General features: G+C 62.6%; 24 protein-coding genes. 10 read left to right on the forward strand and 14 right to left on the reverse strand.

From position 1 onward, the window contains the following. Nucleotides 1–16 precede the first annotated feature (16 nt). From O4H31_RS11005 to O4H31_RS11015, 3 genes are all read right to left on the reverse strand, one after another. A complete protein-coding gene (locus tag O4H31_RS11005) occupies nt 17–1,351 on the reverse strand; it encodes an MFS transporter (RefSeq protein WP_269345684.1) in 1,335 nt (444 codons plus the stop codon). Between the two features lie 72 nt (nt 1,352–1,423). Next, complete coding sequence (queA, locus tag O4H31_RS11010; RefSeq protein WP_269345685.1) at nt 1,424–2,488, reverse strand: tRNA preQ1(34) S-adenosylmethionine ribosyltransferase-isomerase QueA; 1,065 nt, start codon at nt 2,486–2,488, stop codon at nt 1,424–1,426. A gap of 44 nt (nt 2,489–2,532) precedes the next feature. After that, nucleotides 2,533–5,874, reverse strand: coding sequence for a DUF3971 domain-containing protein (locus O4H31_RS11015; protein WP_269345687.1), 3,342 nt, complete (start codon nt 5,872–5,874; stop codon nt 2,533–2,535). Between the two features lie 108 nt (nt 5,875–5,982). Here O4H31_RS11015 and O4H31_RS11020 point away from each other — a divergent pair, with 108 nt between their 5' ends. From O4H31_RS11020 to O4H31_RS11035, 4 genes are all read left to right on the forward strand, one after another. Continuing rightward, entirely contained in the window at nt 5,983–6,456 is a 474-nt protein-coding gene (locus tag O4H31_RS11020; protein WP_269345689.1) for a peroxiredoxin, read from the forward strand. After that, nucleotides 6,453–7,271, forward strand: a complete 819-nt coding sequence (locus O4H31_RS11025; RefSeq protein ID WP_269345691.1) for a ferritin-like domain-containing protein — start codon at nt 6,453–6,455, stop codon at nt 7,269–7,271. Before O4H31_RS11020 ends, O4H31_RS11025 begins: the two co-directional genes overlap by 4 nt. A 193-nt stretch (nt 7,272–7,464) precedes the next feature. Then, complete coding sequence (locus O4H31_RS11030; protein ID WP_269345693.1) at nt 7,465–8,793, forward strand: M23 family metallopeptidase; 1,329 nt, start codon at nt 7,465–7,467, stop codon at nt 8,791–8,793. Next, nucleotides 8,783–9,283 (forward strand): bactofilin family protein, encoded by a 501-nt coding sequence (locus tag O4H31_RS11035; RefSeq protein ID WP_067623551.1) that lies wholly within the window; start codon nt 8,783–8,785, stop codon nt 9,281–9,283. The genes O4H31_RS11030 and O4H31_RS11035 overlap by 11 nt, the downstream gene beginning before the upstream one ends. Before the next feature lie 81 nt (nt 9,284–9,364). Here the strand turns inward: O4H31_RS11035 and O4H31_RS11040 are convergent, their stop codons facing one another. The 3 genes from O4H31_RS11040 to O4H31_RS11050 all read right to left on the reverse strand — a co-directional run bounded on the left by O4H31_RS11040 (nt 9,365) and on the right by O4H31_RS11050 (nt 11,485). Next, nucleotides 9,365–10,333, reverse strand: a complete 969-nt coding sequence (locus tag O4H31_RS11040) for a DUF3179 domain-containing protein (RefSeq protein ID WP_269345695.1) — start codon at nt 10,331–10,333, stop codon at nt 9,365–9,367. A gap of 98 nt (nt 10,334–10,431) precedes the next feature. Then, on the reverse strand, nt 10,432–10,986 hold the full coding sequence (locus tag O4H31_RS11045) for a peptidylprolyl isomerase (protein WP_269345697.1): 555 nt from the start codon (nt 10,984–10,986) through the stop codon (nt 10,432–10,434). Then, nucleotides 10,979–11,485: a peptidylprolyl isomerase gene (locus O4H31_RS11050; protein WP_269345699.1), complete on the reverse strand. Its 507-nt coding sequence runs from the start codon at nt 11,483–11,485 to the stop codon at nt 10,979–10,981. Before O4H31_RS11050 ends, O4H31_RS11045 begins: the two co-directional genes overlap by 8 nt. A gap of 127 nt (nt 11,486–11,612) precedes the next feature. Here O4H31_RS11050 and O4H31_RS11055 point away from each other — a divergent pair, with 127 nt between their 5' ends. The 6 genes from O4H31_RS11055 (at nt 11,613) to O4H31_RS11080 (ending at nt 17,585) form a co-directional block, all read left to right on the forward strand. Continuing rightward, entirely contained in the window at nt 11,613–12,791 is a 1,179-nt protein-coding gene (locus tag O4H31_RS11055) for a phosphoglycerate kinase (protein ID WP_269345701.1), read from the forward strand. A 121-nt stretch (nt 12,792–12,912) separates the two neighbouring features. Beyond that, nucleotides 12,913–13,212 (forward strand): FtsB family cell division protein, encoded by a 300-nt coding sequence (locus tag O4H31_RS11060; RefSeq protein WP_067265383.1) that lies wholly within the window; start codon nt 12,913–12,915, stop codon nt 13,210–13,212. Between the two features lie 196 nt (nt 13,213–13,408). Next, nucleotides 13,409–14,422, forward strand: coding sequence for a pyruvate dehydrogenase (acetyl-transferring) E1 component subunit alpha (pdhA, locus tag O4H31_RS11065; RefSeq protein ID WP_269345707.1), 1,014 nt, complete (start codon nt 13,409–13,411; stop codon nt 14,420–14,422). Further along, nucleotides 14,422–14,808 carry a VOC family protein gene (locus tag O4H31_RS11070; protein ID WP_269345709.1) on the forward strand — a complete coding sequence of 129 codons (387 nt, stop codon included), beginning with the start codon at nt 14,422–14,424 and terminating at the stop codon, nt 14,806–14,808. The genes pdhA and O4H31_RS11070 overlap by 1 nt, the downstream gene beginning before the upstream one ends. Before the next feature lies 1 nt (nt 14,809). After that, entirely contained in the window at nt 14,810–16,216 is a 1,407-nt protein-coding gene (locus O4H31_RS11075; protein ID WP_269345712.1) for a pyruvate dehydrogenase complex E1 component subunit beta, read from the forward strand. Between the two features lie 10 nt (nt 16,217–16,226). Then, nucleotides 16,227–17,585, forward strand: coding sequence for a pyruvate dehydrogenase complex dihydrolipoamide acetyltransferase (locus O4H31_RS11080; protein ID WP_269345714.1), 1,359 nt, complete (start codon nt 16,227–16,229; stop codon nt 17,583–17,585). A gap of 71 nt (nt 17,586–17,656) precedes the next feature. Here the strand turns inward: O4H31_RS11080 and cysE are convergent, their stop codons facing one another. The 8 genes from cysE to O4H31_RS11120 all read right to left on the reverse strand — a co-directional run bounded on the left by cysE (nt 17,657) and on the right by O4H31_RS11120 (nt 25,662). Continuing rightward, nucleotides 17,657–18,469: a serine O-acetyltransferase gene (gene cysE / locus O4H31_RS11085; protein WP_269345716.1), complete on the reverse strand. Its 813-nt coding sequence runs from the start codon at nt 18,467–18,469 to the stop codon at nt 17,657–17,659. A 98-nt stretch (nt 18,470–18,567) separates the two neighbouring features. Beyond that, a complete protein-coding gene (locus O4H31_RS11090; RefSeq protein WP_269345718.1) occupies nt 18,568–22,497 on the reverse strand; it encodes a baseplate multidomain protein megatron in 3,930 nt (1,309 codons plus the stop codon). Beyond that, nucleotides 22,497–22,943, reverse strand: a complete 447-nt coding sequence (locus O4H31_RS11095; RefSeq protein WP_269345721.1) for an NlpC/P60 family protein — start codon at nt 22,941–22,943, stop codon at nt 22,497–22,499. The genes O4H31_RS11090 and O4H31_RS11095 overlap by 1 nt, the downstream gene beginning before the upstream one ends. Further along, nucleotides 22,940–23,827, reverse strand: a complete 888-nt coding sequence (locus O4H31_RS11100) for a DUF2163 domain-containing protein (RefSeq protein WP_269345724.1) — start codon at nt 23,825–23,827, stop codon at nt 22,940–22,942. The genes O4H31_RS11095 and O4H31_RS11100 overlap by 4 nt, the downstream gene beginning before the upstream one ends. After that, nucleotides 23,827–24,459 carry a DUF2460 domain-containing protein gene (locus O4H31_RS11105; protein ID WP_269345727.1) on the reverse strand — a complete coding sequence of 211 codons (633 nt, stop codon included), beginning with the start codon at nt 24,457–24,459 and terminating at the stop codon, nt 23,827–23,829. Before O4H31_RS11105 ends, O4H31_RS11100 begins: the two co-directional genes overlap by 1 nt. 27 nt (nt 24,460–24,486) lie before the next feature. Then, entirely contained in the window at nt 24,487–25,146 is a 660-nt protein-coding gene (locus O4H31_RS11110; protein ID WP_269345729.1) for a phage tail tape measure protein, read from the reverse strand. Beyond that, nucleotides 25,139–25,351, reverse strand: a complete 213-nt coding sequence (locus O4H31_RS11115; RefSeq protein ID WP_269345731.1) for a rcc01693 family protein — start codon at nt 25,349–25,351, stop codon at nt 25,139–25,141. The genes O4H31_RS11110 and O4H31_RS11115 overlap by 8 nt, the downstream gene beginning before the upstream one ends. After that, on the reverse strand, nt 25,348–25,662 hold the full coding sequence (locus tag O4H31_RS11120; protein WP_269345733.1) for a gene transfer agent family protein: 315 nt from the start codon (nt 25,660–25,662) through the stop codon (nt 25,348–25,350). The genes O4H31_RS11115 and O4H31_RS11120 overlap by 4 nt, the downstream gene beginning before the upstream one ends. Nucleotides 25,663–25,664 lie beyond the last annotated feature (2 nt).

Consider the following 25,664-nt stretch of genomic DNA (forward strand, 5'->3'; position numbering starts at 1 on the left):
GTCTTACCCCAAAAGCCTAGTCACGTTTTATGTCATCTGCGACATCGTTATCGCTATCAGAGGCGTTTTTGTCAGCTTCGGCGTTTTCTTGAGCAGCTTCTTCGGCGGCTTCCTGTTCCGATTCAATTGCATACTCTTGCGCGATTTCCACGGCCACCGCGGTGGCCGAGGGGTAAATCGGCACGTAGTTGCCCGTCTCATCCACCGGAACCGCAGCACGCTGCGTTTTACGGTAAGACGCATAGCCGGCCAGCGCGGCAAAGAGCACGGCGGTAAAGAGGTAAAAGCCTCCCGGCCCCAGAGCCGTGCCCATCATCCAACCGGTAATCACCGGGCCAAGGACGGCACCTAAGCCGTTGATAAACAACATCCCACCCGAGGCCGCGGCCATATCCTCCTGTTCGAGGAAATCGTTGGTATGGGCCATGATGAGCGAGTAAAGCGGGTTTGACATGCCGCCCACGACAAAAGCCGTGGCGAGCAAGATCGGAAAGATATGCCCCAGCATCATGCCGACCATGGAGCCCGCCCCACCGATCAGCGCGGTGATGACGATCAGGCTGCGTCGGTCCATCCGGTCAGAAATCCAGCCGATGGGATATTGCAGGATCACCGAACCGACAAAGAAGGCTGCCACGAAAAGTGAGATCTGCGCGACGCTCAGCCCTGCTTCGGCACCGTAAACCGCTGCCATGCCGAACTGCGCCGAGAAAACACCGCCCAAAAGGAACATGCCGACACAGCCGAGCGGAGAGGTCTCCATCAGGGTGCTCAGGCTCATCGGTTTGGTGGTGCCGAAGGGCGGTGTGGGGCTGATCGACAGCAGGATCGGCGTGACCGCGATGCTCACCAAAACCGAAGGAATGACAAAGAGCACAAAGCCCGACGGGTCAGCCGTCAACAGCAGCGCTTGGGCGATAACGATGCCGAGTGTTTGCACGATCATATAGGCCGAAAGCGCCTGCCCCCGGTTCTCGTTGGTGGCCGCATTGTTGAGCCAGCTTTCTGCAGTCACGTAAACAGCCGAGAAACAAAAGCCGATCAGCACCCGGCCCAGCGACCAGACGATCGTATTGGGGAAAGTCGGGTAGAGGATCATCACCGCCGAGATCAGCGAGGCCAGTGCCGCAAAGACCCGCACGTGGCCCACACGCCGGATCATCCCCGGTGCCATCCGCGACCCGCCCAAGAAACCGACGAAGTAAGCCGACATGACGACCGACATTTGCAGGGTCGAAAACCCTTCGATGCCGCCGCGAATACCCAGCAAAGTGCCCTGCATGCCGTTCCCGACCATCAACAGGCACATGCCCAGCAATAGCGCCCATGCGCTTGAAACCACTTGAATCATCGGTCAATTCCTTGTTCGCCCAAGCCCTCCCATGGACGGCAATCGCAGGCTAGTCACCCCCTAGAACGACATTCAAGCGGGTTTTTGCGCCTCAGGCAGCAGAAGAGAGGAATCGCCGTATGAAAAGAAACGGTATTTTTCGGCGATGGCATGGGCGTAGATGTCTTTTACCTGCTGCACGCCCATCAAGGCCGAGACCAGCATCATCAGCGTGGATTTGGGCAGGTGGAAATTCGTCATCAGCCCGTCGGTCACGTTGAAGTCGAACCCCGGAGTGATGAAAATATCGGTATCCCCTTCCCACGCCGCGATCAGCCCGCCGCGCGCCGCTGTTTCGATCAGGCGCAGCGCGGTGGTGCCCACGGGGATCACGCGCCCTCCGGCGGCACGGGTGGCGGTGATCTCTTTGGCGGCCTCGGCGCTCACCCGGCCCCATTCGGCGTGCATTTTGTGCTCGGAAATGTCATCGACCTTGACCGGCAGGAAGGTGCCCGCCCCGACATGCAGGGTGACATGGCTGAAAGTGACCCCCTTGGCCGCCAGCGCCGCGAGCAGCGCCTCGTCGAAATGGAGCGACGCCGTGGGCGCCGCGACCGCGCCCGCGTGGCGGGCAAAGACGGTTTGGTAATCCGTCATATCCTGCGCGTCAGCCGCGCGCTTTGCGGCGATATAGGGCGGCAGCGGCATGGCCCCGGCCGCGTTCAGCGCGGCGTCGAAATCATCACCTGTGCAGTTGAACCGCAGATGCCCTTGCCCGTCTTCCACCGCCTCAAGCGTGGCGCGCAGGTCGTCGGAAAAGACGACTTCTTCGCCGATTTTCAGTTTGCGCAGCGGTTTGATCAGTGCCGACCAAGTGCCGTCGCCGCGGGGCTCCAGTAGGGTCACTTCGATCTTAGCCTGCACGGCACCTTGGGCCGAGGCGCGGTGGCGCAGCCCGGAAAGCCGCGCGGGGATCACGCGGGTATCGTTCAGCACCAGACGGTCACCGGGGCGCAGCCAATCGGTCAGATCGGTTACCCGCCTGTCATGAAGCTGAGCGCCTTCGGCCACCAAGAGCCGGGCGGAAGAGCGCGGATTGGCGGGGCGCGTGGCGATCAATTCCTCAGGCAGGTCGAAATCGAAATCGGAAAGCTTCATCGGCGCGGCTCCTGCGGGTCTGGCGGCATAGGTCGCCTCGGCGCTTAGCGATCCTCTGGCACCCGGGCAACCGGATTCGCTTGGCCCTGCACCTGCGGCACAGTGGGCGGCGGGCGGCGGAACAGCTCGCGGAACATGCCGGGCGTGAGGGCCGAGAGCGGATTGACCGAGACATTGGGTTCTTTCGCGGCCCCGGTCAGGCGGTAGTTGAAACCGATCAGCCCCTCGCCCTTGCGGGTGAACAGCGAGCCTATCCCGTTGAACATATAGACCGGAGAGATCACGCCCTGCATGTCGATCAGGCCGCTGTCGAGCGCATAGACCCCATCCATCGACAGGCCCAAGGACGCGCCAACGGCGCTCGCCTCGGTCAGGGTCAGGCGGTTCGGGGTCAGACGAAACTTCGCCTCAACATCGTCAAAGTAAATTCCATCGCCACTGAGTTCGTTGATCAGCCCCACAACCGAGATCGCATTGACCAGCGCCGCGATCCCCGGCGCGTCTTGAATGGCGACGTTATTGACCTCAAGCTGCCCGTCAAAGGCCCCGCCCGACCCGACAGGCAGCAGCGTGAGCGACAGGTTCCCCCCGACGACCTGTTTCACCAGCCCGGCCGAGCGCAGTATCCCGCCCGCATCGTCCGAGACCACGCGCACCGCGCTGCGCCCGCCTTGGGGCAGGACCCGCCCCTGCACAGGCGTGCCCCCGTTGAGCCGCGCGGTAAAGGACCCGTCCATCCCCTTAGCCGTGTCAAAGGTGCCTGCAAGGTTCGTGAGGTAAATCGTATCGGTGATTTGCAGCCGGTCCAGCGCCACGCGCATCGGCGGTCCGGCTCGCCCCCCGGCCCCGCCGAATTCGGCCCGGCGCATGTCCAGCGTGCCGCCGCCCAGCACCACCTGCACCGGATTGCCCTTGCCACGCCCGATCAGTTGCACGGGGATATCAAGCCAGTCGCCGCGCCGCAGACGGTCTATCCGCACGCGGTCCAACGCGCCGCCGGGTTCAAGGTCAATGGAGCCTGCCACCCGCAGCCCCGGCGCGTTCAGTTGAAAGGCGTCGATGTTCGGCGTCTCGCCCAAGCGTCCCGCCAGTCGCAATTCGCCTTTGGTCGCTGGTGCTTTGGACCACGATAGCTGCGGCACGGAGACGCCCAAGCCCGTTAAATCGCTTCGCAGCGAAAACCGCGGTGCCGCGCCTTTCTTGAGGTCCACCGCAATCTGTCCGCTGCTCTCCCCGCGAAGGCTGCCGGGGGGCAGTGCGACGCCAAACGCTTCGAGCCCCGCAGGGGTCAGCGACACTTGGGCTGTCAGTCTGCTTTCGTCAGAGCCGGGACCGATCGCCTGCGACCATTCCCCGTCGAAACCCACGCCATCAATACGTCCTTCGCCGCCGATGGTGATGCGGTCATTGCTGGCGGTGATGGCCAGTTTGCTGGCCTGAAGGCTGCGGTCCTTGACCAGCGTATCGGTCGAAAGCGACAGCAAATCCCCCGCGAAGTGATAGCGCACATCTTCGGGCTTGCCCCCCTTTTTCAACGGCAGCGCCAACGTGCCTTTCAGCACCGCCTTCCCATCCGCAAGCGTCACCGGCAGCCCGGCCTTGTCCATCACCTGCATTGGCGGTTGGTTCAGCAGCGACAGCGCGGCGGTCAGGGTTGACCGGGTATTGAGCCGGATCACAGAAGGACTGCCGTCTTTCACGCGCACATCCGGGATGATGAAAGACGACCCATCCAGCGTCACCGCCCCGCCCTGCGGCGCGATCACCTCGCCTGCGTCCACCGTGACGACAAGACGGTTGTCGAGCAGGCTCATATGGCCGCTGCCATCGGTGATATGCGGCAGGGTTTTCAAAAACCGCACCTCGGCCCCGGCGTAGTCGAAGGCCACATAGGTCTGCGGCACCTGCCCCGGTGCCATGCGCAGCGCCAGATCAAGGTTGCGCATCCGGCCTGCATGAAGGTTCTCGTCCAGCCATTTGCGGGTCTTGGGTTTCACCCCCTCGGGCCAGAGCGCCAGCAAACGCTCCGGGCTCAGCCTGTCCATGCGCCCATCGAGCGACAGGTTCCAGCCCTCAGGCTCGGCCACAAGCGCCCCATCAAGGCGCAGGCTACGGCCCTGATCGCTAATCTCCAAACGGCCCAGTTTCAGGCGAAACGGGTTGAGGCTGAGTTCAAAGTCGATATCCGCCTGATCCAAGGCCACCGTCTCGGGGTAGACATCCGCCGGGTTGGCGCGCAGATCGCGTAAGGAAAACTGCCCCACCATCCGCCCCGGAATGCCGCCCGTGACATCGCCCAGTTGCGAAGTGCCGGTGATGTTGCCCGACACCCAAGGGCTGTCGAGGGACATCTCGTCAAAGCGCAAAAGCTGGCGCGCAGGGTCATAGCTGAAGTAGCTCTGTGCCCCATCAAAAGGGATCGGCTTGGTCTGTGAGTTGGGCTGCAACACGCCTTTGCCGATTTGCAGCGATGCGTTGATCGGCGCAAAGCGGCCCGCGCTGTCGATCCCGCTGCGCACCGCGCCCGAGATATCGGCCCGTAGCACCTCTAGCCATGAAAACGCAGGCCCCTGTGCTGCGATGTCGCGCGCATCGATCCCGTCGAATGTCACACCAAAGGTCGCGGCGTTCTGGCCGATGCGGCTGCTGTAATTCGCGGTGAGCGTGGCCACATCGGCCCCACCGCTCAGCACCGCAAGATCGGCCGTTAGGTCAAGCTGATCGCCATCGCGCGCCAAGCGCAGCCGCCCGCCATCGCCGGTCCAGGCCCGGCCCGCGCGGGCATCCTCGAACCGCAGGGTCAGGGCGCGCAGCTCAACCGAGCGCAGGGCCGAGAGCGCGGGTGCGGCCAGCACCTCGTCGATCTGACCGATGAGTTGCGGCAGGGTCGCCGCCTCCCGCTCGGGTGGCGCAATCCCGGCCCCTGCGCTCAGGCTCACCCGGCCATCCGCCCCCCGGCGCAGGTTTGCCACCACGCCTGAAAGGGAAATCGCCCGCGGCTGTGCCACACCGCGCAGCAGTGACCGCATCGACAGGCTGGCCTTGAACTCATTGAAACTGACGATCTCGTCGCCTTCGGGGGTGGTGACAAAGATGTCTTGCAGGCGCACACGAGGCCGCCAGCCCTCGTCGACGACAAACTCCATCGCGCCAAAATCCACCCGCGCCTGTGGCAGGGCGTTCGCGATCCGCGCCTCGATCCGCTCTTGCACCCAAAGCGGCGCGGGGATCGGACGCCCGGTGAAATAGACCGCCGCCCCCGTCGCCAGCGCCGCGAGTAGCACCAGCACCGCGACCGACGCGATCCCCGCGCGCCGGCGCGGCCTGCGGCGGGGCGACCCTTCGCCGTCTGGCGCAGGGGGGCTGGAAGGGGATGGGTCGCGCATCGGGCTCCGGTTCGGATGGGGCGGCTTTCGGGGGCGGCTTTGACGTTGTCAAATCAGATGCAGTATGACAGCCCTGAACGACCCTTAACAAGCCAAAGGAACCGCCCCATGTCGCAGATCGGACCCCAGCCCGGCCAACCGGCCCCGGATTTCACCCTTCCCGTGACTGGCGGTGGCGAGATTACGCTGTCTGCCTTGCGCGGCGCGCCGGTGGTTCTGTTCTTCTACCCGCGCGATGACACGCCCGGCTGCACCAAGGAATCGATCGGCTTTTCGGAGCGGCTTTCGGAGTTCGCCGAGGCGGGCGTGCAGGTCTTCGGCATTTCGCGCGACAGCATGGACAAACACGATAAGTTCGCCGCCAAACACGCGCTGACGGTGCCGCTGTTGTCCGACACCGATGGGGCGGTGACCGAGGCCTATGAGGTCTGGGTTGAAAAAAACATGTACGGCAAGAAATCCATGGGCATCGAACGCGCGACCTATCTGATCGACGGGACAGGCCAGATCGCGCAGGTCTGGCGCAAGGTGAAGGTGCCCGGCCATGTGGATGCCGTGCTGGACGCGGTGCGTGGCGCATGATGCCGCTGGCGGAAATGGCCGAGGCGGTACTGCGCACGGCGGATGGGCGCGAGAAGACCGCACTGTCGCGGAAATTCGCAGCTGAATGGCTCTCGGCCCGAGCCGAAGGCGCGCGCCCTGAGGTGGGCCGCGCTGATCCGCCGCTGCACCCTGCCCGACCTGCCCAGCCCGAATTGCTCAGCCCGCGCGAAGTGCCCCGCCGCCGCCCGGGCACGCCTGAGGGCCGCGCGGCGCTGTTGCATGCCGTGGCGCATATCGAGTTGAACGCCGTAGACCTGCATTGGGACGTGATCGCGCGGTTTTCGCATGTGCCGCTGCCCTTGGGGTTCTTTGACGACTGGGTCAAAGCGGCGGATGACGAATCCAAACATTTCAACCTGATGTGCGATTGCCTTGAGGAAATGGGCAGTCATTACGGCGCGATGCCTGCCCATGCGGGCATGTGGCGCGCGGCAGAGGATACGGTGGATGATCTGATGGGTCGCCTTGCCGTAGTGCCGATGGTGCTGGAGGCGCGGGGCCTTGATGTGACGCCCGGCATGATCGAGATATTCCGCAAGGCCAAGGCCGACAGCGCCGTGGCAGCACTTGAGACGATTTACTCCGAAGAAGTCGCCCATGTGGCCTATGGCAGCAAGTGGTTTCACTTCCTTTGTGGGCGCCATGACGAGGACCCGAAAGACCGGTTTCACGTCCTCGTGCGCAAGTATTTTCACGGCGATCTTAAGCCGCCTTTCAACGAGGAAAAACGCGCCGAGGCGGGAATCCCGCCCGATTTCTACTGGCCTCTCACGGCGGACGGGGGCCCAAGCTGATCCGGCCATAAGACAGCAAGTGCTTGGTATCGGCGGATTTTTGCCAATTTCTTAGCGCATAATAAGGCGGATGGGGGATTGCCGCGCAGGCATGGGGCAATAGGGTTGCCCCATTCGCAGGCACTGGCTATTGACGTTGGGCGCGGGCCGGGCTGCCCCGCCGCGCCGACGGGACGGGACAAGGGACGACAACATGCGCACACGGATTGCCATCAAGACGCATGCTCTGCTTGAGCATTACTTTCCCGAACGCCGCGTCTTTCTGAAATCCGACAGCGATACACGTTTCATCCGCCTGCGCCCCGGCACCCAGATTATCGGGCTGGCGGGGTCGGCCTTCCTCGTATCTTGGGCGATTATCGCCACGGCGATCATTTTGATGGACAGCATCGGCTCGGGCAATTTTCGCGAGCAGGCCAAACGCGATCAGCGCACCTATCAGGCGCGATTGAACGAGCTTTCCGCGCAGCGTGATCTGCGGGCCGAAGAGGCACTGGCTGCACAGGACCGTTTCAACGCCGCGCTCACGCAGATTTCCGTCATGCAATCCGAACTGCTGTCCTCCGAGACCCGCCGCCGCGAGTTGGAGACCGGGATCGATGTGATCCAATCCACCCTGCGCGACACGATTAAAGACCGCCAAAAGGCCCGGCTGAAGCTGGCCGAATTGGAAGGGAGCCTTGAGAACGGTGAGGCGGGCAGCCTGCGCGCCGATGCCGATCAAGCGCCGGTCGATTTCCTTGCCCAAGCTCTGGCACGCACCGCGGCAGAGCGCGACAAAGTTGTGGTCGACGCGCAGGATGCGCTGCTGCAGGCCGATGAAATGGCGCAAGAGATCGCTTTGATGCGCGATCAGAACGACGCGATCTTCCGCCAGCTTGAAGAAGCGATGAGCGTTTCCGTCGCCCCGCTTGACAAGATGTTCCGCAGCGCGGGCATGCCGACCGACCGTATCCTTGCCACCGTGCGCCGCGGCTATTCCGGCCAAGGTGGTCCGATGACGCCGCTGTCCTTCACCACCCGCGGCGAAGAGCTTAGCCCCGATACGCTGCGCGCGAACCGTCTGCTGAACCAGATGGACCGGCTAAACCTCTACCGGATCGCCGCCGAAAAAGCGCCATTTGCGAACCCGGTCAAAAACGCTTTCCGCTTCACCAGCCAGTTCGGCTATCGCCGCGACCCCAAGACAGGTGGCCGCCGGATGCACAAGGGCGTCGACTTTGCCGCTGGCATGGGCACGCCGCTTTATGCGACCGCCGATGGTGTGGTGATTCACGCCGGCTGGTCCTCGGGCTATGGCCGTTTGGTCAAGATCCAGCACGAGTTCGGCATTGAGACCCGTTATGCCCACATGTCCAAGCTGCGCGTGAAAGTTGGTCAAAGAGTCTCGCGCGGGCAGCATATTGGTGATATGGGAGCATCAGGACGGGTCACCGGTGTCCATCTCCACTATGAAGTCCGCGTAGGTGGCAAGGCTGTTAACCCCATGATCTATATCAAGGCTGCAAACGATGTTTTCTAAAAGCAAAATCAACGATCCCGCGCCCCAGGATGCAGATGCGTCCAAACCGGCACCTTCCAGCGCTTCGGCGGCCCCTGCGCCCTCCAAGCAGAGCGAATTCAAGGCCAGCGCCCCCAAGGCGAAGCCGCCCGCATCCGTTCTGTCTTCGGACCTGCATGTGACCGGCAACATGAAGACCACGGGCGATGTTCAGGTTGAAGGCACTGTTGAGGGCGACATCCGCGCGCATCTGTTGACCATCGGTGAAACAGCGACGATCAAAGGCGAAGTGGTTGCCGATGACGTGGTGATCAATGGCCGTATCGTGGGCCGCGTGCGTGGCCTCAAGGTGCGCCTGACATCGACCGCGCGGGTCGAGGGCGACATCATCCACAAGACGATCGCGATCGAATCCGGCGCGCATTTCGAAGGTTCGGTGCAGCGTCAGGACGATCCGCTGAACCCCGGCGCAAAATCCGCTCCGGCGCAGAAGCCGAACCCGGCGTCCTAAGACCTGCGGTCGGTTCACAGTATTCACGGGCGTCGCAGGAAACTGCGGCGCTCGTTTTCATTTTAGGCTTGCAGCGCGGGCTTAACGCCCCAGCATCCAAGTGCCGTCTGGCCAAAAAGCATCGAAGGCGAAGGCAAACATCACATCATGCGGCACGTCGCGGCCGGCGCTGTCACGCACGCGGATGCTGCCCACGTCACGTCCCTCACTGATCTGTCCCGCGTCCAGAGCAGAGGCCTGCCCTGCCCGCCACGTGATCGTCACACCGGCCTCACGCACCTCGCCTTCCTCGGCCAACCGATTGAGCCGCCACGCCCGGTCTCCCACACGCACCACACGCTCTAGCGGGGCAATCCCGTGTGGCGGCTGCGCGCCGTCGTAGAGGAAGGGTTTGGCCGAGGAATCATAGTTCCGGTAAGGGTTGCGGCCATAGTCGCGGTTATAGGAAGGTTCCTCCATCACCAGCCCATCGGGGTGACGCGCGGTGAAATCGGCCCAGCTTTCCAGCCAGCTTGGGAGGTGCTTTAGCTCAGTGCCCGTCAGCGCGCCCACGATGGCGCGGCCTTCGGCCTGTTGCCACCAGCTTTGGGTCTCGCGGTCATACATCACCATGTCGGAATGGCGCAGCTTGCCTGATACGCCAAAGCGCAGGACCTGCCCCGCGACGCGGCGGTCAAAGACCAGCGCAGAGTTGCACAGCGGGCAAAAGGTCACGGCGATGGGCTGGCCATTAACCCTATCGTTAACAATCTCATGCCATGTCAGATAGCGAATCGGATAGGCGCGTGGTTTGGCACCCTCTATCGCGACCGTGATCACCGGCTCGCGCGGGGCGATGCGGGTTTCGGCGCGCACAACTTTGAAATTCGGTGCATCAAGTGCCGGGATGCCATCCTTGGGCGGCCCGCCCGAGATGATTTCGGACCAATCTGTGATGCTTGTTTTGGAAAAATCGGTCTCAGGCCATTCCCCCTGCCAGCGGGCGGGATCGGCGAGAAGACTGTTGGCCGCAAGGCCAAGGCTCAGAACGATGGCGCTTAATTTTATCATGGCCTGAGCGTGCCGGATGCGGGGGTGAGCAAGCAAGCCCACCCCACGCGATCGAGAACAGATGTTACTCGGTCCCCGATGCGACTTGGGGCCGACTGTTACTCGGTCACAGTGACCTTTTGCATAACGTCCGGCGTGCCGACAACGGCACCGTTGGGGCCGGTGCCGCGTTTGATGGCATCGACCACGTCCTGCCCTTCGGTGACCTTGCCGACGACGGTGTACTGACCGTCAAGGAAGGGGGCTTCGTCGAACATGATGAAGAACTGGCTGTTGGCGCTGTTCGGGCTCTGGCTGCGGGCCATGCCCACGACGCCCTTCTCATAGGCGATGTCCGAGAACTCCGCCTCAAGGTCGGGCTTGTCCGAGCCGCCCATGCCAGCGCGCGCGGTGTCGCCATCGGCGCGGCCAAACTGCACGTCGCCAGTCTGCGCCATGAAGCCGTCGATCACGCGGTGGAAGACCACCCCGTCATAGGCGCCTTCTTCGGCCAGTTCAGTGATCTGCGCGACATGGGCGGGTGCCACATCTTCAAGCAGGTCGATCTTGACGGTGCCATTGGCCTCGCCCGCGACGTCGATCTCAAGCCCGGTGGCCATGGCCGCCGAACCGAAAAGCGCCAAAACGGCGCTGGAGCCTACGAGCTTACGCATCGGCGGCCACCTTGACGGAGATCATGCGGTCGGGGTTCGCAGGCGGCTCGCCCCGTGTAAGCGCGTCGACATGTTCCATGCCCGAGATGACTTGCCCGTAAACGGTGTACTGACCGTTGAGGAAATCATTGTCCTTGAAGTTAATGAAGAACTGGCTGTTGGCGCTGTCGGGGTTGGCCGAACGGGCCGCACCGATGGTGCCACGGGCGTGGGGAACTTTGGAGAATTCCGCAGGCAGGTTCGGCATGTCCGAGCCGCCGGTGCCAGCCGCACGCAGGTTAAAGTTGTCTTCCATGTTGCCGTTGGCCACATCACCCGTCTGGGCCATGAAACCTTCGATCACGCGGTGGAAGGCCACGTTGTCGTATTTCCCGGCGCGGGCCAGTTCTTTCATGCGCTCGACGTGCTTGGGCGCAAGGTCAGGCATCAACTCAATCGTGACGGTGCCGCCTTTGAGTTCCATCAGAATGGTGTTTTCGGGGTCTTTGATCTCGGCCATGGGGCAATCCTTTGGTTTGTCTTTGCCAGATACCTAAGGAGCTTGGCCGCGATTGCCAAGCCGCGCATTGACCTGGAGCCAGATAACAGCAAAACACAGCGCAACGGATTGGATTGGGAGAAGACCGATGGGCTGGAAGTCACTGGACGATATGGAACTGGACGGCAAACGGGTGCTTTTGCGCGTCGACATTAACGTGCCTGTCGAAGATGGCCGCGTGACCGACGCCACGCGGATCGAGCGGATCGTTCCCACGGTGACCGACATCCTGGCGCGCGGCGGCAAGGTGACGCTGCTGGCGCATTTCGGACGGCCCAAGGGCAAGGTCGTGGACGAGATGAGCCTGAAACAGGTCCTACCCGCGCTGGAAAAGGCATTGGGCCGCGATGTGGCGTTCGTGCCCTCGCTGGATGCCGCTGCCGAGGCGCAGGGCGATCTGCAACTTATGGAAAACATCCGCTTTTATCCGGGCGAAGAAGCCAACGACGAAGGTTTCGCCCGCCAACTGGCCGATCTTGGCGATATCTACTGCAACGACGCTTTCTCGGCGGCGCACCGTGCCCATGCATCGACCGAAGCGCTGGCGCGGCTGTTGCCTGCCTGCGCGGGCCGTTTGATGCAGGCGGAACTCTCAGCGCTGGAGGCGGCACTCGCCAAGCCTGAGCGCCCGGTGGGGGCCGTGGTCGGTGGGGCCAAGGTTTCGACCAAGATCGCGCTTTTGGAAAACCTTGTGAACCGGTTGGATGTCTTGGTCATTGGTGGCGGCATGGCAAACACCTTCCTCGCGGCGCTTGGTGCTGATCTGGGCAAGTCGTTGGAAGAGCCGGATTATTACGACACGGCCAAAGGCATCATGGCGCAGGCCGAGAAGGCGGGCTGCCGCGTGATCTTGCCCGTCGACGGTCTGGTCGCGCGTGAGTTCGCCAAAGGGGCTGCGCATGAGGTGGCCCAGCTTGGCCCTGATGCTAAGCTCGCCGGTGACCAGATGGTGCTGGATGCGGGCCCCGATACGGTCGCTTTGGTCGAGACGGCCTTTGCCGGGCTGCGGACCTTGATTTGGAACGGTCCGATGGGGGCCTTTGAAATCCCGCCCTTCGATACCGCCACCATCGCCGCAGCCCGCGCAGCAGCGGCCAAGACGCGCGAAGGCACGCTGACCTCGGTCGCCGGGGGCGGTGACACGGTTGCTGCGCTGAACCAAGCGGGCGTGGCGGATGATTTCACCTATATTTCAACCGCCGGGGGCGCTTTCCTTGAGTGGATGGAAGGCAAAACCCTGCCCGGCGTTGCCGCTTTGGGCGGCTAAGCCGCGCAAAATCGTGATTTCGCGGTAAAAACAAAGGGTTTCCCGCAATTGTGGGATTCCCATGTCGAATCGCCTGTGTCATACTGATGTCACGTCCGCCAAGAGACGCAGAGGCAGAACCATGACACGCAACACCCGTCCGGCTTTCGGTACATTGCTGTTCTTCGCAATCGCTTTCGCGCTGAGCCTGTATTTCACCTTTGCCGCCGTGCAAGGGGATTTTGGCCTGTTCCGCCGGACCGAGATCGTGGCCGAGAACCAAAAGCTGAGCGACCGTCTGGCCGAGGTCCGCGCCGAGGTTGCGCGGATGGAGAACCTGACCCGGCGCCTGTCGGACGATTACCTTGATCTTGATCTCTTGGACGAACGCGCGCGCAAGGTGTTAGGCATGGTCCGAACCGATGAGATCGTCATTCGCTGACCTTTCGCGCCTGATCGCCCTGCCCCGCGCCTGCGGCCTTGCAATCACTTAAAATCTCTGGCCTCCTTCGCCTTGTCAGCCATGGTGCGCGCGCCACGTCACAAAGTCTCTCGCAATTCATTCCGGAATGCGCTAGGGAATAGTTTAACGCTAAACTACTTTTGGCACCTGACCAAAGCCGACGGAGGAGACGTCCATGGCCGCGAGGAAATCGAGCAAGAAACCCAATGTCTCTGCGGAGGAGCTGACCAGCTACTACCGCGACATGCTGCTGATCCGGCGGTTTGAAGAGAAAGCCGGACAACTCTACGGCATGGGGCTGATTGGGGGGTTCTGCCACCTCTATATCGGGCAAGAAGCCGTTGTTGTCGGCCTTGAGGCCGCCGCCGAAGAAGGCGACAAGCGCGTCACTTCCTACCGCGATCACGGGCATATGCTGGCCTGCGGCATGGACCCCAACGGCGTTATGGCCGAGTTGACGGGCCGCGAGGGTGGCTACTCGAAGGGCAAGGGCGGGAGCATGCATATGTTCTCGAAGGAAAAGCACTTTTACGGCGGCCACGGCATCGTCGCGGCGCAGGTGCCGCTCGGCGCGGGGCTTGCCTTTGCCGATCAGTACAAGGGCAACGGGCGCGTCACCTTCACCTATTTCGGCGACGGTGCGGCGAACCAAGGCCAGGTCTATGAGACTTTTAATATGGCCGCGTTGTGGAAACTGCCGGTGATCTTTGTGATCGAAAACAACCAATACGCCATGGGCACTTCGCAGCAACGCTCGACTTCCTCGGCCGAAATCTGGGAGCGCGGCAAGGCCTTTGGCATTCCCGGTGAGGCGGTCGACGGGATGGACGTGCTGGCGGTGAAAGAGGCCGGTCAGAAGGCCGTGGCCCACGCCCGCGAGAACGGACCGTATATCCTTGAGATCAAGACCTACCGCTACCGCGGCCACTCCATGTCCGACCCCGCGAAATACCGCACCCGGGAAGAAGTCCAGAAAATGCGCGACGAGCGTGACCCGATTGAATCGGTCCGCACCCTACTGCTCGAAGGTAATCACGCCAGCGAAGACGACCTCAAGGCCATCGACAAAGAGATCAAGAAGATCGTGAACGAGAGTGCCGATTTCGCCAAGGAAAGCCCCGAGCCTGCGCTCGAAGAGCTTTGGACCGATATCTACGCAACCGAAGTTCCGCAGGAGGCCGAAGCCTGATGCCGCATTTCGAGATCCACGCAAGCGACGTCGCGGCCGCCAAAGCTTTCTATGCCGGATTGTTCGGTTGGGAATTTTCTCCCATGGAGGGGGGCGAAGACGCTTCCTATCACCTGATCGAAGGCCGAGACATCGGTACGGGCAAAGGCCTGACCGGTGGCATGATGACACGCGGTGACGCGACCCCAACTGCTGGCGGCCCGATCCGTGGCGGCACCATGACTTTTGAGGTCGAAGACTGTGACGCCCGCTATCGCTGGGCGCTTGATAACGGCGGGGCCGAGGCCCTTCCCCCCACAGATTTTCCGGGCATCGGCCGCTGCGCCTATGTCGAGGACGGCCAAGGCAACGTCGTCGGAATGATTACTCCTGCGGAGAAAAACTGATATGGCAACCGAAATTCTTATGCCCGCCCTCAGCCCTACCATGGAAGAAGGCACGCTGGCCAAATGGCTGGTCAAGGAAGGCGATGAAGTCTCTTCTGGTGACATTCTGGCCGAGATCGAAACCGACAAGGCCACGATGGAATTCGAAGCCGTTGACGAAGGCACCATCGGCAAGATCCTGATCGAGGAAGGCACCGAAGGCGTCAAGGTGAACACCGCTATCGCCGTTCTGCTGGAAGAAGGCGAAAGCGCCGACGATATCGACAGCGCGACATCGGCCCCCGCCGAGGACAAGGGCGAGGACGCCAAACCCGCAGAGGCCAAATCCTCGAGCGACGGCGATAATGAAGGCGGGCGCGCCAACCCCGCCGAGGGCAAGAAACAGCCCGAGCCCGACACCAGCCCCGACTGGCCCGAAGGCACGGCGATGAAGCAGCAGACCGTGCGCGAAGCGCTGCGCGATGCCATGGCCGAAGAGATGCGCCGCGACGAGGATGTGTTCCTCATGGGCGAGGAAGTGGCCGAGTACCAAGGCGCCTATAAGATCACTCAAGGGATGCTGGACGAATTCGGCCCCAAACGGGTGATCGACACGCCGATTACCGAACATGGTTTTGCCGGGATCGGTGTTGGTGCGGCCTTTGGCGGTCTTCGCCCGATTGTCGAGTTCATGACCTTCAACTTCGCCATGCAGGCGATGGACCAGATCATCAACTCTGCGGCCAAGACGCTTTACATGTCCGGCGGCCAGATGGGCGCACCCATGGTCTTCCGCGGCCCCAACGGTGCCGCCGCCCGCGTTGGCGCGCAGCACTCTCAGGACTATGCCGCTTGGTTCATGCAAATCCCCGGCCTCAAGGTCGCGATGCCCTATTCGGCGAGCGATTACAAAGGCTTGATGAAAACCGCCATCCGTGACCCGAACCCGGTGATCTTCCTTGAAAACGAAATCCTCTATGGCCGCAGCTTCGATGTGCCGGATATTGAGGATTACACCGTGCCCTTCGGCAAGGCTCGCATCTGGCGCGAAGGGTCGGACGTGACCATCGTCAGCTTTGGCATCGGCATGACCTACGCGCTGGAAGCCGCCGAGAAACTGGCCGAGGACGGCATTGAGGCCGAGGTCATCGACCTGCGCACCCTGCGCCCGATGGACACCGATACGATCCTCAAATCGGTGATGAAAACCAACCGCTGCGTCACCGTCGAAGAAGGCTGGCCGCAAGGCTCCGTCGGCGGCTACATCAGCGGCGTGATCATGCAAGAGGCGTTTGATTACCTCGACGCTCCGGTCATCACTTGCACCGGCAAGGACGTTCCCATGCCCTATGCCGCCAACCTTGAAAAACATGCGCTGGTCACCACCGACGAGGTGATCGAAGCCGTGAAATCAGTCACTTACCGGTAAGGAGCGGATCATGCCCACAGAAATTCTCATGCCCGCCCTATCCCCCACGATGGAAGAAGGCACGCTCGCCAAATGGCTGGTCAAGGAGGGCGACGAAGTCTCCTCTGGAGACATCTTGGCTGAAATCGAAACCGACAAGGCCACGATGGAGTTCGAAGCCGTCGACGAGGGCACCATCGGCAAGATCTTGATCGAGGAAGGCAGCGAAGGCGTGAAGGTGAACACGCCAATCGCTGTACTGCTCGAAGAAGGCGAAAGCGCCGACGATATCGATACTTCCTCCGCCCCGGCCAAGGAAGAAAAACCGCAGGCCGAAGCGGCGCCCAAAGCCGCCGAAGCCGAGACCCCCGAAGCGGGCTATGGCCGCGGTGCGACGGATGCGAATGACGCACCGGCCAAGAGCGACGCCAAAGCCCCCGCCGCCCCCAAGGACGACAAGGGCGAGCGCATCTTCGCCTCCCCCCTCGCCCGCCGGATCGCCGCCGACAAGGGTTTGGACCTGTCGCAGATTGATGGCAGTGGCCCGCGCGGTCGGATCGTCAAAGCGGATGTCGAAAACGCACAGCCGACTGCGGCAAAATCCGACAGCGCGGCACCTGCCAAAGATACCGCCCCGGTCGCCCAAGCCCCGGCCACAGGCCCCTCTGCCGATGCGGTCGCCAAGATGTACGAGGGCCGGGAGTACGAGGAAGTCACCCTCAACGGCATGCGCAAGACCATCGCCGCGCGCCTTACCGAGGCAAAGCAAACCGTGCCGCATTTCTACCTGCGCCGCGACATTCAGATCGATGCGCTGCTTTCGTTCCGCAGCGATCTGAACAAGCAGTTGGAATCGCGGAGTGTGAAGCTCTCGGTCAACGACTTCATCATCAAAGCCTGCGCGCTGGCTCTGCAATCGGTGCCGGATGCCAATGCTGTTTGGGCCGGTGATCGGATCCTCAAGCTGAAGCCTTCAGATGTGGCCGTGGCCGTGGCCATCGAAGGCGGTCTCTTCACCCCCGTATTGCAGGACGCCGACACCAAATCGCTCTCGACCCTCTCGGCGCAGATGAAAGACCTTGCCACCCGCGCACGGGATCGGAAACTCGCGCCGCATGAGTATCAGGGCGGCAGCTTTGCCATTTCCAACCTCGGTATGTTCGGGATCGACAACTTTGATGCGGTGATTAACCCGCCGCATGGGGCGATCCTTGCTGTCGGTGCTGGCGTGAAAAAGCCGATCATCGGGAAGGATGGCGAAGTAACTGCGGCCACAGTCATGTCGGTCACCCTCTCGGTCGATCACCGCGTGATCGACGGGGCGCTCGGTGCGCAATTGCTAAATGCGATTGTCGAGAACCTAGAAAACCCAATAGTAATGCTGGCCTAAGACCGGCATCCTTTCCAAAACATAAAAGCCGGGGCATGCCCCGGCTTTTTTTGCAACGCTGGCTTCTGCGCCTATTCGCTGTCCGGCCCAAAAAGATGGTTCATCGACATCGACGGCTGATCGCAGCCCGCCTCTCCCACGATCCGCGCCGGAATCCCGGCGACGGTCTTGCAGGCGGGCACTGCCTCCAGCACTACAGATCCCGCGGCGATACGGCTGCAGTGGCCAATGGTGATATTGCCCAATACCTTCGCGCCCGCGCCGATCAACACGCCATTGCCGATCTTAGGGTGACGGTCCTCTTCTTCCTTGCCGGTCCCGCCTAGCGTCACAGAATGCAGCATCGAGACGTTGTCGCCCACCACCGCCGTCTCACCGATGACGATGGAATGCGCGTGGTCGATCATGATGCCCTTGCCCATCTTGGCCGCCGGGTGGATATCAACGCCAAAAATCTCGCTCACCCGCATTTGGATGAAATAGGCCAAATCGCGTTTGCCCTTGGCATAGAGGTAATGACCAACCCGGTAAGCCTGCACGGCCTGATAGCCTTTGAAGTACAGGATTGGCTGCAACAGCCGATGGCAGGCCGGGTCACGGTCATAGATCGCCACCAGATCAGCGCGCGCCGCGGCGACGAGGTCCGGGTCTTCGGCATAGGCCTCCTCGACCATTTCGCGCACGACCATCATCGACATCTCGTTAGACGACAGCTTCGCAGCGATGCGATAGGAAAGCGCGTTCTCGATGGATTTATGATGCAGGATACAGGCGTGAACAAAGCCGCCGATCAGCGGCTCATCACGCACCGCATCCTCAGCTTCTTGCTGAATCTGATCCCAAACCGGGTCCACTTTCGAGATATTTCTGTGTGTCTGCGCCATGGCACGGGCTCCTTCACTCTGCCGCTAGGGTAGCTCATGCAATAGCGTAGGACCATTTGTAAATCCGCACATGCTCAAAATCGTGATAACGCGCGGGCCTATCCGGACACCACTAAACCCGCGGCAAGCCCCGCGCCGTAGCTGGCAGAGACCTGCGCCACCGTTACCTCAAACGCCCCGGTCAGCCCATCGGCCGCCCGTGCCGCAGCACTGTAGGTCCACCCGGACGTATCAAGCAGTACGTCCCGCAGGTGCTGACCGCCTGCAAAAACGCGCAGAAGATACCACTCACTTTCTTCGCCAAGCGGCACCTCTGGCCCGTCCCAGGCATCACCGTCGATCCGCGTGCGTCGGATCCAGCTAAAGGTAATATCACCACCGGGCAGCGCCTCGGCCCGCAGATGGCACGGGCTGTAGGGCCGCAGGCCATTCCCGTCAAACGCATGAACCTGATGCACATAGGACGGATCATCCACCGGGCGCCGAGCAGGACCTATGCGGTAGTGCTGAGCCACGCGGCGCAGATGCGGGCTGAACTCGACCTGTTGCGGTCTTCCATTCATCAGTACAAAGCGCGACGCTACAGGCCAAACCTCCGGAATCAGCCCATCACTTCCGGCCTGTCCGCGCAGGCGGCCCGTCAGCCAATAGGTCGCGGGGGCGACGAGCTGCGCCTCCTGAAATTGAAACAACTCCCATCGATCCGCGCTGCCATCGCCGATGGCAGCAAGGTTCGCCCCATTCAACAGCGCCTCTTTGCTAACCGATTCAAGGCTGCCGCTGCTGAGTTTAACTTCGAGCACCGGTCCTGCGTCGATCACCCCCGGCCGCGCCGCGCGCAGGGCCGTTTGGGTGACCCCCATAATGGACCGACTGGAAACGACGCCGTTGAGCGCATAATCAGCATCAACCGTAGAGCGGTAGACGGCGACTGACCCCGGCCAAGGGGTTGCCGTCACCGCCAGATGCGGCGCATGGGGCACCTCATCCCCGCGCAAAAGCGGCAGGTCCATGAACTGGGACAAGACTGGCAGCGGCGGCGCAAAAGGCCGCAGGAACGCCAGTTCTTCTTCGAGCGGCGCGGGGTCATAGACGTCGGGTTCAATCCGAACGGCATCAATCAACAGGGAACCGGCATGTTCGACGCGGTCAATGCGGTAGCACCCCGGCCCCTCCGCGCCATCGCCCGGCAGTTCGATCACATCCCCCGCACCGATAGCCATCTGCGATGGCGGTAACGCCAGCCGCAGCGTCTCGCGGGCGACACGCGCTTCGGTCAACCAGCGCTCGGCCACCTGCCGCCCCTCGCCCCGGGTCAGGGCCATGTTCAGTTCGGTCCCGGTGACCGCATGGGTCGCCTCATCCGGCAGAACCGCCTCTTCCGCGATCGCGTCGAAATCCGCATCGGCCTGAATGAACCGCAGCCGAACACGGCCCGATTCCTCGGCCTCAGCCTCCCGCTGCTGCTCTGTCAGCCCGCCGAGGTCGGGGTGAATGGCCAGCCTGTCGGGGTCAAGTGGTGCCGCATCCGTTCCATCACGCATCCGGAACTGCAAAACCCCATCGCGTTCGATCGCGTCGAACCCATAGCGCAGCATCAGAGGTTGCAAGGCGGCGCGCGCCTCTCCGACCTCGTCCACGGTATAACCGCGGACATAGCCGAAAAGCTGAGAGGTATCGAAATGCATCACACCCGCGCGGCGACAAATCTCCCCGACCACCGAGGCCAGCGAACGCGCCGAAGCCCGTCCGTTCAGCCAATGACCCCGGCTATAATTCTCCCCATCGCTCCATAGATCGACATTGTTTGGAAAGAAGGGAAAAGGCCGCGTGTCCCACGCCCAGACAAAGGCGCGCGCCATATCCAGCATCGGAGCGCCATATTCGTCCGAGATCGGGTTGCGCGCCGGATCACGCCAATATTCCGACAGCGCGCGCAGATATTGCATCTGCATCAAATCGTCCCGTGCGCCGGTGGAATGATGCGGCAAGGCGCTTTCCGAGCTTTTCAGATCGAGGAACTTGTTGGGTTGGTTCGCGCCTTTGTCAATTGCGGCACAGCCGTATTCCGTGAACCAGATCGGCTTGGACATGGGCTGCCATTCCGTGGGTGCTGCCTGCCGTTCTCCACCGATGCGCGGATGGTGATGGTTCTGCCACCAGCGGCGCAGGTCTTTGTAACGATAGACCCAAGGTTCATCATGGGCGCCATCGGTGATCGGCGTTCGGATCTGTGCCGCACGTGCTTCGGGCGAATGGTAGTACCAGTCATACCCCTCACCACCTTCGATGTTGGATTTCAGATAGCCGACATCGTAGATCGCGGGCCAGTCTTCCCCATCGACATGCCCCTCCTCATCGCGCCAATCGGCCAGCGGCATATAGTTGTCGATCCCGATGAAATCGATCTGCGGGTCGGCCCACAGCGGATCGAGGTGGAAGTAAACATCACCGCTGCCATCCTGCGGCTGATGGCCAAAATACTCTGACCAATCAGCGGCATAGCTGATCTTGGCATCCGACCCGAGCAAGGCACGCACCTCTCCGGCCAAGGCCCGCAGCGCGGTCACCGCAGGGAAGCTATTTCCCGCCGCACGTATCTGCGTCAGGCCTCGCATCTCAGAAGAGATGCAAAAGGCCTCGACCCCGCCCGCCGCGGCACAGAGTGCGGCGTAGTGCAGGATGAACCGCGACAGGGTCCATTCCGCTGGGCCATGGTAGCTCACCGCGCCCTCAGTCACCGTGAAATCCGCCGCTGTGGCTGTGCCGAAAAACGCGGCAACCTCTGCCGCTGCCGCCGCTGACCCATCCGGGCTGCCCGGCCGCCCCGGTGCGACCGAAAGGGTGATCCGCCCGCGCCACGGCAAGCGGGGTTGATCCTCAGCATCGCTATAGGGGTCTGGCAAGCCGTTGCCTTCGGTCTGATCCATCAAGATGAACGGGTAGAACATCACCGCCTTGCCCGCCGCCTTTAGCGCGTGAATAGCCTCGACCACCGCGGCATCGGCTGGCGTGCCGCCATAGATCGGGCGCGCGCCGTGCTGGGTGATGACCTCGGCCGTGGCGCGCGTCACCCCAGACACCCGCCACGGCATGTTCTCCCCGTCAATGTCCGGATCTTCCACCTTGGGGCGCAGGCGGCAATCGCCACAGCGCAGATCGCTGCCGAACCATGACACAACGAGAGAGGCTGCTTCTAGCCGGGGCAGTTCCTCTGTCAGGGTCTCCAGGGACACCGAGAAATCAGTCTTGGCCGCCGGTGAATTCACATTGGCGCTCCAGCGGCTGCCGGGGCCGTCGGTATAATGGACCGGCGTGGTCGCCAGCGCATATTCCCCCGTGCCGGGGATCAAGGCGACCCCCTGCACACCAAAGGCGGGCGCATGTTCCCAACCTGCCGCCTGCGGCTGTTCGGGGCGCTTAACCTCGAAAGAGAACTGCGGCACGCGGTTGCCGAACTGCGCCAAGGCGAGGTCTTCCATCACCACATAGGCCGTGCCGCGATAGGCTGGTACCCGGTCCGCGCCCTCAATCGCGGCGATGGTCGGGTCGGGCTGCTGATCCACCTCGCCCCGGTAGATACGCATGTTCAGATCGTCCGGGGCAATCTCCTCCCCATCTGCCCAAATGCGCCCAATGCTGGTGATCTCCCCTTCGCAAAGCGCAATGGCAAGGCTGACGGTATAGCTGTACTCGGTCGTCTTTGGCGTCGGAGGACCGCCCTTGCCTCCCCCGCTGACATGGGTGACTTCTTGGAACTGCGACGCCCAGATGACATGCCCCGCCAATCGCATCCGGCCATAAAGCTGCGAGATCGCCGCCCCCTCGCCGGAGCCCGTGAGCCGAAAGCGGTCCACTTTACCGGTCTCGACCGCCTCCCCGCCTTGGCCCAGCAAGCGTTGATCGACCAGCCGCCCAAGGCTCGCCCCCACCGCCCGGCCCACTGCGACAGAAGACAGCCCCGCCAGCGTGCCCCCGATGGAGCCACCAACCGCGGCCCCCGCTGCCGAAAGAACAATCGTCGCCATCAGGAGACCTCCTCAGGAAATATAAATCGCGCCACGATGCGCCGCTGCCATGGCAGGCTAAGCGGGCTTTCGACGACCCCGTGCCGTGCATAGGCGTGAATAAAACTGGGGCTGGCGCCGATGCGCGCCTGCAGCCCAAGGTGCTTTGCCACAGCGCCATGACGCATTCGGAAAAGCAGCACATCACCGGGCGCGGGCGCAGCGCTGTTCTTCACCGCCATGTGCCGCAGCGCCGCCGCCCAGAGCTGTTCCTCCCCCTGCGGCTCGGACCAGTCCATCGAATAGGGCGGCACTGCCTCGGGTTCAGCCCCCATCCGTTCACGCCAGAGCCCGCGGATGAGACCGAGGCAGTCGCAGCCCGCCCCCTTTGCCGCAGCCTGATGCACATAAGGCGTGCCGATCCACCCGCGCGCCGCATGCAGCAACGGTTCCCCCCCGGCGCTCATCTGCGCGTCCCGCCCGCGTTCGCACCGTCCGAGCGCGGGACGGCCATCATCCAATCCTCACCTGGCAGATCTGGAAAACCTTGATAGTTCAGCAGGTTGTTGAATTTCAGCCGACAAGTCTCCAGCCGCTTGTCGCAGCCTGCCGTAAGCCGTACGCGAGTGCCCTCCGCGACCGCCCCGCGGATCGGCTCCCAAAGCTCGATCACCCGCTGCCCATCCTCATGGTAGTCACGTTTTACCATGCCCCAGAGCCCCGCCGCCGGACCATCCAACACGTCAAGCCGCCCACGCGCGAACCAGCCCTCATCATATCCCGGGAATGCAGCCCAGCGGAAACACTGCGCCTCTGCCACAGTCTCAATCGCGCGTTCCTCGGCATAGCCGGGCGTGGTGAGATCAAAGCGGCAATCGCCATTCCCTAGAACCGCCGAACAGGGCTTTTGAAAGACCCGTCCCAAGGGGCGGTTCAGCGGCTCCGTCAACCCCCGCAGTTCGGCACGAAAGCTGCTGCCCGCACGGTGCAACTCGCCGATCGATCCGCGAAATTGCAGCACCCGCTGCGCAGGCTCCGCCCAGTTCACCAACCACGCTTGCACCTCGGCCCCATCGAACCGTCCCTGCTCAATCTCATCCTCGCGGATCGCATCATCGCTGAGCGCGCCAAGCGCCTCGGTGTTGTCGACCGACAGCCCGCTGGTTTGGGCCAGCGCCCGCGCACTCAGCCCTGTATCAGCCCGAAAGGTGACCCCCGCGAATGCCAGCGGCATATCGTGATCGGTAAAGGCAAACACCGCCCCATCCGCCCGCGTCACCCGCCAGCAATGGCAAAGCGTTGTCACACCGCGCGCGATATGGTGCGCAAACCCTGTATTGAGCCCTGCCATCAGATCCGCACCTCGATTACCGGCACGTCGGGCACCTGCCCGGCCTGAAAACTCTCGACCGAGATCAGAATGCGGTCCGTGTCAAAGCGCACAGGCACGTCGAACTCGAAGCCCGCGAAAATCTCCATCTCAGGGTCCGGCGGATGGGCAAAGGTAATGATCCCCGTGCTTGCGTCGACCTCGTATTCGACACCCTCGCGCAGCTCGTCTTGCTCCACCCCCACACGCACCGTTCCGGCCACAGGCTTGGTGATCGGACGGCGGTAAGAATGCGCGCCGGAGCGGTAAGTCTTGGTCAACTGAAACGCCGCCCGAACCCCGTCTCCATAACCGATGCTCTGGTCGTCAAAGGCCACCGAAAGCGCCGTCTTGCCCGTTTTATAGTCGGCCCAGTCCTTCCAGCGAAACCCGTACATCTGCCCCAGTCGCGCTTCGAAAAAAGCAATCAAGAGCTGAAGGTCATCGATAGAACGCATCCCCAGCCCCGCATCATAGACCCGCCGAGAATGGGCCCAAGGCGTGTTGCGTTCCTCATGGCCATTGCCCAGCGTGACCACATCCGTCTGCCGCTGCGGCCCCCCGACTGATCCAAAGCTCAGCGAGGGCGGAAATCTGACATCGTGAAATTGCATGATCTGCTCCTTTAACCGCCGCGCGGCTTATCGGTTGCGGTTGCCCGTGCTGAGAGCGCGGCTTAGTTGAGCGGCAATCTGGCTTTGGCTGCGCTGAAACCCCTGCACATCGGGCGTGGTGATGTTCACCACGATGGTGGTCGCCCCCCCGCCATTGCCGCGCACCCCCAGCTTGCCATCCACCCCCCGCGCCAGCGGCATGATCGCCTCTGGCCCGGCCTCTCCCATCAGCCCCGTGCCGCCGCGCATGGGAAACGCGGTGGCCGAAGTCACCACCCCGCCCTGCGCAAACGGCATGACCTTGCCTTGGGAAAAGGGCGCGCCATTCGCGAAGGGCAAAATACCTTCCACAACACTGCCCACCCCCTCGCTGATCAGCCCGCCGAAGTGATCCGTCACCGGGCGCATCGCGGCGTTGTAGGTCGTACGGATCATCGATTGCGCCAAGTCGCTCAGCGCGTCCGACAGTTTGGCGCCGTCAAAAACCACCCCGTCGAACGCCCGGCGCAACCCACGGCTCAGCCCTTTTTCGAGGGTCGCCACATCTTTGCCCGTCGCGGAAAGCGCGCTGCGCATGCGCCGCAACTCACCGTCGAACCCGGCAACCAAAACGCTGGTTTGAGCCAGCGTCTCATTCAGCCCGTCAGCGCGGCTCTCAAGGTTCTCTAAATCATCAAAGTCAGCCATCATCGGCCCCTTTCATCTCGTCTGGATAGGCGGCCATCAGCGCGGCGAGGCCCTCGCTCAGCAGCGGCGCTGCCGCGGACGGTGGGCCCAGCATCAACTGCAACTCCGCCGGCGTCAGCGCCCAGAATTGATCCGGCGGCAGACGCAATCGTGACAGCCCCACCCGCAGCAAGGCGGGCCAATCAAAGCCCTGCGCCGCGCTCACGCCTGCACCGTAAAGGCCCGCGCCAGCAATTCCGCCGCCGCCCGTGCCGCCGCCATCGGCCCACCCTCAATCTGTGCATGTTCGAGCGTTGCGGCATCCATCACCGCTCCGCCCCCGCGTAGCCCGGCAAGCAGCAGGGCCAGTACATCGCGGCTGGAAAAGCGATTGCTTTCAAATCGCTCCACCAAGGCCATAAGGCTGTCGGCCTCCAAAGTCGCCTCCAACTCGGCCAAGGCGCCAAGGGTCAGCCGCGCCTGATGCCGCTTGCCATCGATCACCAGGCTCACCTCGCCGCGCCATGGGTTTGCCATGC

It is taken from the genome of Sulfitobacter dubius (assembly GCF_027214245.1).
Lineage (GTDB): Bacteria > Pseudomonadota > Alphaproteobacteria > Rhodobacterales > Rhodobacteraceae > Sulfitobacter > Sulfitobacter dubius_A.

Excerpts from the sequence above, each read along its gene's own strand:
- O4H31_RS11070 (WP_269345709.1), top strand. The coding sequence starts at position 14,422 with ATGCCGCATTTCGAGATCCACGCAAGCGACGTCGCGGCCGCCAAAGCT.
- O4H31_RS11050 (WP_269345699.1), bottom strand. The coding sequence starts at position 11,485 with ATGGCCGAGATCAAAGACCCCGAAAACACCATTCTGATGGAACTCAAA.
- O4H31_RS11025 (WP_269345691.1), top strand. The coding sequence starts at position 6,453 with ATGATGCCGCTGGCGGAAATGGCCGAGGCGGTACTGCGCACGGCGGAT.
- pdhA (WP_269345707.1), top strand. The coding sequence starts at position 13,409 with ATGGCCGCGAGGAAATCGAGCAAGAAACCCAATGTCTCTGCGGAGGAG.
- O4H31_RS11060 (WP_067265383.1), top strand. The coding sequence starts at position 12,913 with ATGACACGCAACACCCGTCCGGCTTTCGGTACATTGCTGTTCTTCGCA.
- O4H31_RS11030 (WP_269345693.1), top strand. The coding sequence starts at position 7,465 with ATGCGCACACGGATTGCCATCAAGACGCATGCTCTGCTTGAGCATTAC.
- O4H31_RS11100 (WP_269345724.1), bottom strand. The coding sequence starts at position 23,827 with ATGGCAGGGCTCAATACAGGGTTTGCGCACCATATCGCGCGCGGTGTG.
- O4H31_RS11020 (WP_269345689.1), top strand. The coding sequence starts at position 5,983 with ATGTCGCAGATCGGACCCCAGCCCGGCCAACCGGCCCCGGATTTCACC.
- O4H31_RS11005 (WP_269345684.1), bottom strand. The coding sequence starts at position 1,351 with ATGATTCAAGTGGTTTCAAGCGCATGGGCGCTATTGCTGGGCATGTGC.
- O4H31_RS11105 (WP_269345727.1), bottom strand. The coding sequence starts at position 24,459 with ATGCAATTTCACGATGTCAGATTTCCGCCCTCGCTGAGCTTTGGATCA.
- O4H31_RS11110 (WP_269345729.1), bottom strand. The coding sequence starts at position 25,146 with ATGGCTGACTTTGATGATTTAGAGAACCTTGAGAGCCGCGCTGACGGG.
- O4H31_RS11055 (WP_269345701.1), top strand. The coding sequence starts at position 11,613 with ATGGGCTGGAAGTCACTGGACGATATGGAACTGGACGGCAAACGGGTG.
- O4H31_RS11040 (WP_269345695.1), bottom strand. The coding sequence starts at position 10,333 with ATGATAAAATTAAGCGCCATCGTTCTGAGCCTTGGCCTTGCGGCCAAC.
- O4H31_RS11095 (WP_269345721.1), bottom strand. The coding sequence starts at position 22,943 with ATGAGCGCCGGGGGGGAACCGTTGCTGCATGCGGCGCGCGGGTGGATC.
- cysE (WP_269345716.1), bottom strand. The coding sequence starts at position 18,469 with ATGGCGCAGACACACAGAAATATCTCGAAAGTGGACCCGGTTTGGGAT.
- O4H31_RS11045 (WP_269345697.1), bottom strand. The coding sequence starts at position 10,986 with ATGCGTAAGCTCGTAGGCTCCAGCGCCGTTTTGGCGCTTTTCGGTTCG.
- O4H31_RS11015 (WP_269345687.1), bottom strand. The coding sequence starts at position 5,874 with ATGCGCGACCCATCCCCTTCCAGCCCCCCTGCGCCAGACGGCGAAGGG.
- O4H31_RS11075 (WP_269345712.1), top strand. The coding sequence starts at position 14,810 with ATGGCAACCGAAATTCTTATGCCCGCCCTCAGCCCTACCATGGAAGAA.
- O4H31_RS11080 (WP_269345714.1), top strand. The coding sequence starts at position 16,227 with ATGCCCACAGAAATTCTCATGCCCGCCCTATCCCCCACGATGGAAGAA.
- O4H31_RS11035 (WP_067623551.1), top strand. The coding sequence starts at position 8,783 with ATGTTTTCTAAAAGCAAAATCAACGATCCCGCGCCCCAGGATGCAGAT.
- queA (WP_269345685.1), bottom strand. The coding sequence starts at position 2,488 with ATGAAGCTTTCCGATTTCGATTTCGACCTGCCTGAGGAATTGATCGCC.
- O4H31_RS11120 (WP_269345733.1), bottom strand. The coding sequence starts at position 25,662 with ATGGCAAACCCATGGCGCGGCGAGGTGAGCCTGGTGATCGATGGCAAG.
- O4H31_RS11090 (WP_269345718.1), bottom strand. The coding sequence starts at position 22,497 with ATGGCGACGATTGTTCTTTCGGCAGCGGGGGCCGCGGTTGGTGGCTCC.